Origin of the sequence: Micromonospora sp. NPDC049799 (assembly GCF_040656655.1) — a bacterium.
In the GTDB taxonomy this organism is placed as follows: Bacteria; Actinomycetota; Actinomycetes; order Mycobacteriales; family Micromonosporaceae; genus Micromonospora.
Window position 1 is genome coordinate 1 of the sequence record NZ_JBFAMU010000161.1, and the last position, 10,161, is coordinate 10,161.

General features: G+C 68.2%; 13 protein-coding genes and 1 pseudogene. 13 read left to right on the forward strand and 1 reads right to left on the reverse strand.

Annotation, left to right across the window (positions count from 1 at the left end):
• A pseudogene (locus AB0I76_RS14620) lies at nt 1-148 on the reverse strand (citrate (Si)-synthase); the annotation flags it as partial.
• On the opposite strand from AB0I76_RS14620, the gene AB0I76_RS14625 reads away from it, so the two are divergent.
• From AB0I76_RS14625 to rpsC, 13 genes are all read left to right on the forward strand, one after another.
• The gene (locus AB0I76_RS14625) at nt 98-469 is read left to right on the forward strand and encodes a hypothetical protein (protein WP_357034659.1); all 372 of its coding nucleotides are present in this window, start codon (nt 98-100) and stop codon (nt 467-469) included. The pseudogene AB0I76_RS14620 and the gene AB0I76_RS14625 overlap by 51 nt on opposite strands.
• A gap of 514 nt (nt 470-983) precedes the next feature.
• Complete coding sequence (rpsL, locus tag AB0I76_RS14630) at nt 984-1,358, forward strand: 30S ribosomal protein S12 (RefSeq protein WP_007465318.1); 375 nt, start codon at nt 984-986, stop codon at nt 1,356-1,358.
• 1 nt (nt 1,359) lies between these two features.
• On the forward strand, nt 1,360-1,830 hold the full coding sequence (gene rpsG, locus AB0I76_RS14635; protein ID WP_357034645.1) for a 30S ribosomal protein S7: 471 nt from the start codon (nt 1,360-1,362) through the stop codon (nt 1,828-1,830).
• Nucleotides 1,831-1,904: 74 nt separating this feature from the next.
• Entirely contained in the window at nt 1,905-4,001 is a 2,097-nt protein-coding gene (gene fusA / locus AB0I76_RS14640) for an elongation factor G (RefSeq protein ID WP_357034647.1), read from the forward strand.
• Nucleotides 4,002-4,222: 221 nt separating this feature from the next.
• Nucleotides 4,223-5,416 carry an elongation factor Tu gene (gene tuf, locus AB0I76_RS14645; protein ID WP_357034649.1) on the forward strand — a complete coding sequence of 398 codons (1,194 nt, stop codon included), beginning with the start codon at nt 4,223-4,225 and terminating at the stop codon, nt 5,414-5,416.
• 352 nt (nt 5,417-5,768) lie between these two features.
• Nucleotides 5,769-6,077, forward strand: coding sequence for a 30S ribosomal protein S10 (gene rpsJ, locus AB0I76_RS14650; protein WP_007073037.1), 309 nt, complete (start codon nt 5,769-5,771; stop codon nt 6,075-6,077).
• An 11-nt stretch (nt 6,078-6,088) separates the two neighbouring features.
• Nucleotides 6,089-6,754 (forward strand): 50S ribosomal protein L3, encoded by a 666-nt coding sequence (gene rplC, locus AB0I76_RS14655; RefSeq protein WP_357034651.1) that lies wholly within the window; start codon nt 6,089-6,091, stop codon nt 6,752-6,754.
• Nucleotides 6,751-7,416: a 50S ribosomal protein L4 gene (rplD, locus tag AB0I76_RS14660; RefSeq protein ID WP_357034653.1), complete on the forward strand. Its 666-nt coding sequence runs from the start codon at nt 6,751-6,753 to the stop codon at nt 7,414-7,416. Before rplC ends, rplD begins: the two co-directional genes overlap by 4 nt.
• A complete protein-coding gene (gene rplW, locus AB0I76_RS14665; RefSeq protein ID WP_076466668.1) occupies nt 7,413-7,715 on the forward strand; it encodes a 50S ribosomal protein L23 in 303 nt (100 codons plus the stop codon). Before rplD ends, rplW begins: the two co-directional genes overlap by 4 nt.
• Before the next feature lie 12 nt (nt 7,716-7,727).
• Nucleotides 7,728-8,567, forward strand: a complete 840-nt coding sequence (rplB, locus tag AB0I76_RS14670) for a 50S ribosomal protein L2 (RefSeq protein ID WP_148793471.1) — start codon at nt 7,728-7,730, stop codon at nt 8,565-8,567.
• Between the two features lie 12 nt (nt 8,568-8,579).
• Complete coding sequence (rpsS, locus tag AB0I76_RS14675) at nt 8,580-8,861, forward strand: 30S ribosomal protein S19 (protein WP_007073032.1); 282 nt, start codon at nt 8,580-8,582, stop codon at nt 8,859-8,861.
• Between the two features lie 40 nt (nt 8,862-8,901).
• Nucleotides 8,902-9,360: a 50S ribosomal protein L22 gene (gene rplV / locus AB0I76_RS14680; RefSeq protein WP_120729748.1), complete on the forward strand. Its 459-nt coding sequence runs from the start codon at nt 8,902-8,904 to the stop codon at nt 9,358-9,360.
• A partial coding sequence (gene rpsC, locus AB0I76_RS14685) for a 30S ribosomal protein S3 (protein ID WP_357034657.1) occupies nt 9,360-10,161 on the forward strand: 802 nt, incomplete at its 3' end. The genes rplV and rpsC, both read left to right, overlap by 1 nt.

Here is a 10,161-nt window from a genome sequence, read left to right on the forward strand (position 1 = left end):
CGAACGGGTCCAGGCTGTCCTGGTAGAAGGTCGACAGGGCGCTCACCGCCGACGAGAGCACCGCCATGGGGTGCGCGTCCCGGGGGAAGCCGTCGCGCTGGCCGGTACGCCGTTCGGGGTCGTGCACCTCGACGTGCCGCCGGTCACGTCCGGCCTGGCGGTCGGCGCGCTGGTGGGCGGTGTCGTCTCGATCCTGGTGTCGCTGCTGGTGATCTGCATCGGCCTGGTCGCCCGGGACCAGGGCGGGGTCTGGGCCGCCGGCGCGATCACCCTGCTGGGTGCGCTGACCGGTGCCGGCGCGGCCGTCGCCGGCCTGCTCGGGTTGCGGCAGATCCGTCGCCCGGCGGCACCGCCCGCGGTGCGCTTCAGCGGTCGCGGTCTGGCGCTGGCCGGGGTGAGTTGCGGGGCGGCCGGGGTGCTGCTGAGCCTGGTCGGGCTGGGGCTGGCGTTGCTGGTGTCGTTCGCGTGACCGTCGTGACCGGTGTGGCCGAGTGGGTGGACGGCGGGCGTGCTCCGGTGGCCCGGGCACCGGGGCCGACGGGCCGCGCTCGGAGAACAGCCGGTACACTTGTGTTCGTAGGTGCCCATCACGGGCGGGTTGGCGCGGCGGAGCCGATGGACGGACGGTGGGACACCCCACCGGCCACTCCGTTTTGACCAGCGCGGTTGTGGTAGGTACTCTTTCCCCTTGTGCCCGGGCCTGCCCGGGCAACTCGTGCGTGCGCTGGATCCGATGATATCGACGGTCCGGCTGCGGCACGACACAGCCACAAGACCCGGTTCGCGGCCTGCCGTGTGCCGGTGACAGACCCGGGGTCGCGTGCGAGCGCCGACAACGGGACCGTGAGCTGGGCGACACGCCCGACCGCGGGTGCCGGGGCCTCCGAGGGGCGGCCCTGGTCGGAATGTAGGAGAGCCGGTCAGCAGGCCGGTTACGTCAGACGGCGCGGCCGCCATGCGGCCGAAGGGAGCGGAGAAACCCGGTGCCCACGATCCAGCAGCTGGTCCGAAAGGGCCGCCAGGCCAAGACGACCAAGACCAAGACCCCGGCGCTGAAGGGTTCCCCTCAGCGGCGCGGCGTGTGCACCCGCGTGTACACCACCACCCCCAAGAAGCCGAACTCGGCGCTCCGCAAGGTCGCGCGTGTCAAGCTCAGCAGCCAGATCGAGGTGACCGCCTACATCCCGGGCGTCGGTCACAACCTGCAGGAGCACTCGATCGTGCTCGTCCGCGGCGGCCGGGTGAAGGACCTCCCCGGCGTGCGTTACAAGATCGTTCGCGGCTCGCTGGACACCCAGGGTGTCCGTAACCGCAAGCAGGCGCGCAGCCGTTACGGCGCGAAGAAGGAGAAGAGCTGACATGCCGCGTAAGGGACCCGCTCCGCGGCGGCCGCTGGTCGCTGACCCGGTGTACAACTCGCCGCTGGTCACCCAGCTGGTGAACAAGATCCTGCTGCGCGGCAAGCGTCAGCTCGCCGAGCGCATCGTGTACGCCGCCCTGGAGGGCTGCCGCGAGAAGTCCGGCACCGACCCGGTCGTCACCCTGAAGCGGGCGATGGACAACGTCAAGCCGACCCTCGAGGTCCGCAGCCGCCGTGTCGGTGGCGCGACCTACCAGGTGCCGGTCGAGGTCCGTCCGGCCCGGGCGACCACCCTCGGTCTGCGCTGGCTGGTGACGTACTCCAAGGCGCGTCGTGAGAAGACCATGGTCGAGCGCCTGATGAACGAGCTGCTGGACGCGAGCAACGGTCTGGGTGCCGCCGTCAAGCGGCGCGAGGACACGCACAAGATGGCCGAGTCCAACAAGGCCTTCGCGCACTACCGCTGGTAACACCCTGGTTCCGGCGCCCACGGGCGCCGGAACCGCCACCAGTTGTGTCGAGACGACGATAAGTAGGGATTGAAGTGGCCGCCGCAGACGCGCTCGCCAACGTACGCAACATCGGCATCATGGCGCACATCGATGCCGGTAAGACCACGACCACCGAGCGGATCCTGTTCTACACCGGTATCACGTACAAGATCGGTGAGGTCCACGAGGGCGCTGCCGTCATGGACTGGATGGAGCAGGAGCAGGAGCGTGGTATCACCATCACCTCCGCTGCCACCAAGTGTGAGTGGAAGGGCCACACGATCCAGATCATCGACACGCCCGGTCACGTCGACTTCACGGTCGAGGTCGAGCGGTCGCTGCGGGTGCTGGATGGTGCGGTCGCGGTCTACGACGGTGTGGCCGGCGTGGAGCCGCAGACGGAGAACGTCTGGCGGCAGGCCGACAAGTACCACGTCCCCCGCATGTGCTTCGTCAACAAGCTCGACCGCACCGGCGCGGACTTCTTCCGCTGCGTGCAGATGATGATCGACCGGCTCAACGCCACGCCGCTGGTCCTCCAGATCCCGATCGGGCTCGAGGGTGACCACATCGGTGTCGTCGACCTCATCGGCATGCGCGCGCTCACCTGGCGTGGGGAGACCCAGAAGGGTGAGGACTACGCCATCGAGGAGATCCCGGCCGACCTGGCCGACTCCGCCGCCGAGTGGCGCGAGAAGCTGATGGAGACCCTCGCCGACGTCGACGACGCGGTGATGGAGAAGTACCTGGAGGGCGAGGAGATCTCCGTCGAGGAGATCAAGGCCGCCATCCGGCGGGCCACCATCGCCAGCAAGGCCAACCCGGTGCTCTGCGGCTCGGCGTTCAAGAACAAGGGCGTGCAGCCCATGCTCGACGCCGTCGTCGACTTCCTGCCGTCGCCGCTGGACGTTCCGGCGATCGAGGGTACGGCGACCGACGGCGAGACGCCGCTGCAGCGGAAGCCGGCCAAGTCGGAGCCCTTCTCCGGCCTGGCCTTCAAGATCCAGACCGACAAGCACCTCGGCAAGCTCACCTACGTCCGGGTCTACTCGGGCGTGGTCGAGACCGGCACCCAGGTGGTCAACTCCACCAAGGACCGCAAGGAGCGCATCGGCAAGATCTACCAGATGCACGCCAACAAGCGGGAAGAGCGCGGCTCGGCCCAGGCTGGCGACATCATCGCGGTGCAGGGTCTCAAGCAGACCACCACCGGTGACACGCTGTGCGACCCGGCGAACCCGGTCATCCTGGAGTCGATGACCTTCCCGGAGCCGGTCATCGAGGTCGCCATCGAGCCGAAGACCAAGGCCGACCAGGAGAAGCTCAGCACCGCCATCCAGCGGCTGGCCGAGGAGGACCCGACCTTCCGCGTCAAGCTGGACGAGGAGACCGGTCAGACGGTCATCTCCGGCATGGGCGAGCTGCACCTGGACATCCTGGTCGACCGGATGCGCCGCGAGTTCAACGTCGAGGCGAACATCGGTAAGCCGCAGGTGGCGTACCGCGAGACGATCCGCCGCAAGGTGGAGAAGATCGAGTACACCCACAAGAAGCAGACCGGTGGTTCCGGCCAGTACGCCCGGGTGATCGTCAGCGTGGAGCCGCTGCCGCTCGACAACGACTCGCCGACGTACGAGTTCGCGAACGCCGTCACCGGTGGCCGCATCCCCCGGGAATTCATCCCGTCGGTGGACGCGGGCGCGCAGGACGCCATGCAGTACGGCATTCTCGCCGGCTTCCCGCTGGTGGGTGTCAAGCTGACCCTGCTGGACGGCCAGTACCACGAGGTCGACTCGTCCGAAATGGCATTCAAGATCGCCGGCTCGATGGTGATGAAGGAGGCGGCCCGCAAGGCCGACCCCGCGCTGCTCGAGCCGATGATGGCCGTTGAGGTCACCACTCCTGAGGAGAACATGGGTGACGTCATCGGCGACCTCAACTCCCGCCGCGGGATCATCCAGGCGATGGAGGAGCGCAGTGGCGCCCGCATCGTGAAGGCTCTGGTGCCGTTGTCGGAGATGTTCGGCTACGTCGGCGACCTGCGGTCGAAGACCCAGGGCCGGGCTAGCTACAGCATGCAGTTCGACTCCTACGCCGAGGTTCCGCAGAGCGTGGCGAAGGAGATCATCGCCAAGGCGACCGGTGAGTGACGCTCACCTGAACTGATCCGATGATCCGTCGGTGGTCGCGGGAGGGAACTCCCGCCCGCGGCCACCACGGTCGGGTTGCGTGAGACCGGGCCTGTAGGCTTCATCGCCGCAGAACCCACCAAAGCTCTCCGGCCGTCAGGCCGGAAAGGCTGTCGACAGAGTCCTAAGCGCCAATCGGCGCGCCGGGGCGAACGAACCAAGAAGTCCACAGGAGGACACCAGTGGCGAAGGCGAAGTTCGAGCGGACTAAGCCGCACGTCAACATCGGCACCATTGGTCACATCGACCACGGTAAGACGACGCTGACGGCGGCCATCACCAAGGTCCTGCACGACCAGTTCCCGGACCTGAACCCGTACACGCCGTTCGACGAGATCGACAAGGCGCCGGAGGAGAAGGCCCGCGGCATCACGATCTCGATCGCGCACGTCGAGTACCAGACCGAGGCGCGGCACTACGCGCACGTCGACTGCCCCGGTCACGCCGACTACATCAAGAACATGATCACCGGTGCCGCGCAGATGGACGGCGCGATCCTGGTGGTGGCGGCGACCGACGGCCCGATGCCGCAGACCCGCGAGCACGTGCTGCTGGCCCGTCAGGTCGGTGTGCCGTACATCGTCGTGGCGCTCAACAAGAGCGACATGGTCGACGACGAGGAGCTCCTGGAGCTCGTCGAGCTCGAGGTCCGCGAGCTGCTCTCCTCGCAGGAGTACCCGGGTGACGACCTGCCGGTCGTCCGGGTCTCGGCGCTGAAGGCCCTCGAGGGTGACCCCGAGTGGACCGGCAAGCTCATGGACCTGATGACCGCGGTCGACACCGCGATCCCGCAGCCGGAGCGCGAGACCGAGAAGCCGTTCCTGATGCCGATCGAGGACGTCTTCACGATCACCGGTCGTGGCACGGTCGTCACCGGTCGCGCGGAGCGCGGCATCCTCAAGCCGAACGAGGAGGTGGAGATCGTCGGCATCCGCGAGAAGTCGACCAAGACGGTCTGCACCGGCATCGAGATGTTCCGCAAGCTGCTCGACGAGGCCCGCGCGGGCGAGAACGTCGGTCTGCTGCTGCGTGGCATCAAGCGCGAGGACGTCGAGCGCGGCATGGTGGTCGTCAAGCCGGGCACCACGACCCCGCACACGGAGTTCGAGGCGACGGTCTACATCCTCTCCAAGGAGGAGGGCGGCCGGCACACCCCGTTCTTCCAGAACTACCGTCCGCAGTTCTACTTCCGGACCACGGACGTCACCGGTGTCGTCACGCTCCCCGAGGGCACCGAGATGGTCATGCCGGGTGACAACACCACCATGACGGTGAAGCTGATCCAGCCCATCGCCATGGAGGAGAACCTCAAGTTCGCGATCCGCGAGGGTGGCCGCACCGTCGGCGCCGGGTTCGTCACCAAGATCATCAAGTGAGCTAGGTAACCCCGATTAGGCTCGCCGCCGGACGTGCGGCATACTAGTCAGGTTGCGTAACGACAGTTCGCTGCGCCGTGTTCGGCTTACGCTGAACCTCCGGAGCGGCAGAGCAGTCGGGCGTGGGGTGGTTGGCGGCCCGTCCGCCAACCACCCTCGCACGGCGTTCAGGTCGCGGTAATGCGATCGGCGCCTTGACCCACCGCGCGGTCAGATCCGCTCCGGAGTCCCGGGGCGGAGCCTGGTCCCAGGGCGCGACATGCCCGACCGCGGGGGTCGGCGAAGAGGGCCTGTGCCAGCCGGTACAGGCACCCGCAACACAGCGGCATCGAGAGAAGGAACAGAAGCCACCATGGCGGGACAGAAGATCCGCATCCGGCTCAAGGCCTATGACCACGAGGTCGTCGACTCCTCGGCTCGGAAGATCGTCGAGACGGTGACGCGTACCGGGGCGCAGGTCGCTGGCCCGGTGCCGCTGCCCACGGAGATCAACCGTTTCTGCGTTATCCGCTCGCCGCACAAGTACAAGGACTCGCGCGAGCACTTCGAGATGCGCACGCACAAGCGGCTGATCGACATCATCGACCCGACCCCGAAGACGGTCGACTCGCTCATGCGCCTCGACCTGCCGGCTGGCGTCGACATCGAGATCAAGCTGTAGGGACCGGACAAATGGACAGGCAAGTCAAGGGGATCCTGGGCGCGAAGCTCGGCATGACCCAGGTCTGGGACAACAACAAGGTTGTTCCCGTGACCGTGGTTCAGGCCGGCCCCTGCGTCATCAGCCAGGTTCGTAGCGCCGAGAAGGACGGTTACTCCGCGGTCCAGCTGGCGTACGGCACGATCGACCCGCGCAAGGTCAAGAAGCCGATCAGCGGGCACTACGCGAAGGCGGACGTCGCGCCGCGCCGGCACATCGTCGAGCTGCGCACCGCGGACGCCGCCGAGTACTCGCTCGGCCAGGAGGTCACGGTCGAGGAGTTCCCGGCCGGTGTCTCGATCGACGTGACGGGCAAGACCAAGGGCAAGGGCTACGCCGGCCCGATGAAGCGGCACGGCTTCCACGGTCTGCGCGCCAGCCACGGTGTCGAGCGCAAGCACCGCTCGCCGGGCTCCATCGGCGCCTGCGCCACCCCGGGTCGTGTCTTCAAGGGCACCCGGATGGCCGGCCGGATGGGTGGCGTGCGCTACACCGTCCAGAACCTGACCGTCCAGGCGGTCGACACCGAGAACAACCTCCTGCTCGTCCGCGGTGCCATTCCCGGCCCGAAGGGCGCGCTGGTCCTGGTCCGCACCGCGGCCAAGTCCAAGGTGAAGAAGGGCGGTGTGGCCAAGTGACCACCGTTGACGTCCTCAACGTCGAAGGCTCCAAGAGCGGCTCGGTCGAGCTGCCCGGCGACATCTTCGACGTCCAGGCCAACGTCGCGCTGATGCACCAGGTCGTGGTGGCCCAGCTCGCGGCGGCCCGGCAGGGCACGCACAAGGTCAAGACCCGCGGCGAGGTCGCCGGTGGCGGCAAGAAGCCGTACAAGCAGAAGGGCACCGGTCGTGCCCGCCAGGGCTCGATCCGCGCGCCGCAGTTCGCCGGCGGTGGCGTGGTGCACGGCCCGGTCCCGCGCGACTACAGCCAGCGCACCCCGAAGAAGATGAAGGCCGCCGCGCTCCGTGGCGCCCTGTCTGACCGGGCCCGCGCCGGGCGCGTGCACGTCGTCGAGGCGTTCGTCTCGGGCGAGAAGCCGTCGACCAAGGCCGCGCTGGCCACGCTGACCAAGCTGACCGGGGCCCGTCGGGTCCTGGTCGTGCTGAGCAGCACCGACGAGCTGAACTGGGTGTCGCTGCGCAACCTGCGCAGCGCGCGGGACAACCGCGTGCACCTGATCGAGGCCGGCCAGCTCAACACGTACGACGTGCTGGTGGCCGACGACGTGGTCTTCACCAAGGAGGCCCTGGACGAGTTCCTGGGCGTTCCCGCCGAGACCACCGAGGAGGGTGGCAAGTGAGCACGATCGCCGATCCGCGCGACATCATCGTCGCGCCGGTCGTCTCGGAGAAGAGCTACAGCGAGCTGAACCGCAACTGGTACACCTTCCTGGTGCACCCGGACGCGAACAAGACCGAGATCAAGATCGCTATCCAGCAGATCTTCAACGTCCGCGTCCTGACGGTCAACACGCTCAACCGCGAGGGCAAGCGCAAGCGGACCCGTACCGGGTTCGGGAAGCGCAAGGACACCAAGCGGGCGATGGTGAAGCTGGCTGACGGTGACCGTATCGAGGCCTTCGGCGGCCCGGTCAGCTGAGGGGTGTAGACAATGGCTATCCGTAAGTACAAGCCGACGACGCCGGGCCGTCGTGGCTCGAGCGTCGCCGACTTCGCCGAGATCACCCGGTCCACGCCGGAGAAGTCGCTGCTGGCTCCGCTGCCGAAGAAGGGCGGGCGTAACGCCCACGGCCGGATCACCACGCGGCACCACGGTGGCGGTCACAAGCGCCAGTACCGTCTGATCGACTTCAAGCGGGTCGACAAGGACGGCGTGCCGGCGAAGGTCGCCCACATCGAGTACGACCCGAACCGCACCGCGCGTATCGCGCTGCTGCACTACGCCGACGGCGAGAAGCGGTACATCATCGCGCCGAAGGACCTGAAGCAGGGCGACGCCGTCGAGTCGGGTCCGAGCGCCGACATCAAGCCGGGCAACAACCTGCCGCTGCGCAACATCCCGGTCGGTACCACGATCCACAACGTGGAGCTGCGCCCGGGCGGCGGCGCCAAGCTGGCCCGCTCGGCCGGCGTCGGCATCCAGCTGCTCGGCCGTGAGGGCGCGTACGCGACCCTCCGTATGCCGTCCGGCGAGATCCGGCGGGTCGACGTCCGCTGCCGCGCGAGCATCGGCGAGATCGGCAACGCCGACCAGTCGAACATCAACTGGGGCAAGGCCGGCCGCATGCGCTGGAAGGGCAAGCGCCCGACGGTCCGTGGTGTCGCCATGAACCCGGTCGACCACCCGCACGGTGGTGGTGAGGGTAAGACCTCCGGCGGTCGCCACCCGGTCAACCCGCAGGGTAAGCCCGAGGGCCGCACCCGTCGTAAGGGCCAGCCGAGTGACCGGCTGATCGTCCGCCGCCGCTACGCCACGCGTAAGCGCGGCTGAGGGAGATAAGACATGCCTCGCAGCCTGAAGAAGGGCCCGTTCGTCGACGACCACCTGCTCAAGAAGGTGGAGACGCAGAACGACAAGGGCTCGAAGAACGTCATCAAGACCTGGTCGCGGCGCTCGACGATCATCCCGGAGATGCTGGGTCACACGATCGCCGTGCACGACGGACGCAAGCACGTCCCGGTGTTCGTGACCGAGGCGATGGTCGGGCACAAGCTCGGCGAGTTCGCGCTGACCCGCACGTTCAAGGGTCACGAGAAGGACGACCGGAAGAGCCGTCGGCGCTGACGCCGCGGGCATACGGATAGAGGAACAAGGGGTTACAGCGATGCCAGGAAAGGGCGACGCTCCGGTGCTTCCGGGCGCGCGGGCGGTTGCGCGGCACGTGCGCATCTCGCCGATGAAGGCGCGCCGGGTGGTCAACCTCGTCCGCGGCCTGCCCGCGAAGGAGGCGCTCACGGTGCTGCAGTTCGCGCCGCAGGCTGCGAGCGAGCAGGTGTACAAGGTGCTCGCGAGCGCGATCGCCAACGCGGAGAACAACGAGCGGCTGGACCCTGACGCGCTGCTCGTCAGCGAGGCGTTCGTGGACGAGGGCCCGACCATGAAGCGGTTCCAGCCGCGGGCGCAGGGCCGGGCTTTCCGGATCCGCAAGCGCACGTGCCACATCACCGTCGCGGTCGAGGCGGTGGCTCCGGCCGCGCCGAAGAAGGCGGCGGCGAAGAAGGCGGCCCCGGCGAAGCAGGCCGAGCCGGCTGAGACGCAGAGCAAGACGGAGGGTGCCGAGTAATGGGTCAGAAGGTTCACCCGCACGGGTTCCGGCTCGGCATCTCGACCGACTGGAAGTCCCGCTGGTTCGCGGACAAGCTCTACAAGGACTACATCGGCGAGGATGTCAAGATCCGCCGGATGATGTCCAAGGGCCTCGAGCGCGCCGGGATCTCCAAGGTCGACATCGAGCGCACCCGCGACCGGGTCCGCGTGGACATCCACACCGCCCGGCCGGGCATCGTCATCGGCCGTAAGGGTGCGGAGGCCGACCGGATCCGGGGCGAGCTCGAGAAGCTCACCGGCAAGCAGGTCCAGCTGAACATCATCGAGGTCAAGAACCCCGAGTCGGACGCCCAGCTCGTCGCGCAGGGCGTGGCCGAGCAGCTGTCCAGCCGGGTCAGCTTCCGCCGGGCCATGCGCAAGGCGATGCAGTCCGCGATGAAGAACCCGGTCTGCAAGGGCATCCGGGTCCAGGTCTCGGGCCGTCTCGGCGGCGCCGAGATGAGCCGGACCGAGTTCTACCGCGAGGGCCGGGTTCCGCTGCACACGCTGCGGGCCAACATCGAGTACGGCTTCTTCGAGGCCCGTACCACCTTCGGCCGGATCGGCGTGAAGGTCTGGATCTACAAGGGCGACGCGGTGCCGGGTCGGGAGACCCCGGCCGAGGCTCCGTCGCGCCCGCGCCGTGAGCGCGGCGACCGCCCCGAGCGGCCGCGCCGTGGTCGGGCGGCACCGACGAGGGGTGTCCCTGCGGCATGTCCACGCCCACGTGGGACAGGTCGTGCTCGCGCAGGAAGGCCAGCGTGTCCAGCGCCGCCGT

Excerpts from the sequence above, each read along its gene's own strand:
- rpsG (WP_357034645.1), top strand. The coding sequence starts at position 1,360 with ATGCCGCGTAAGGGACCCGCTCCGCGGCGGCCGCTGGTCGCTGACCCG.
- rpsJ (WP_007073037.1), top strand. The coding sequence starts at position 5,769 with ATGGCGGGACAGAAGATCCGCATCCGGCTCAAGGCCTATGACCACGAG.
- rplC (WP_357034651.1), top strand. The coding sequence starts at position 6,089 with ATGGACAGGCAAGTCAAGGGGATCCTGGGCGCGAAGCTCGGCATGACC.
- rplB (WP_148793471.1), top strand. The coding sequence starts at position 7,728 with ATGGCTATCCGTAAGTACAAGCCGACGACGCCGGGCCGTCGTGGCTCG.
- rpsS (WP_007073032.1), top strand. The coding sequence starts at position 8,580 with ATGCCTCGCAGCCTGAAGAAGGGCCCGTTCGTCGACGACCACCTGCTC.
- rplV (WP_120729748.1), top strand. The coding sequence starts at position 8,902 with ATGCCAGGAAAGGGCGACGCTCCGGTGCTTCCGGGCGCGCGGGCGGTT.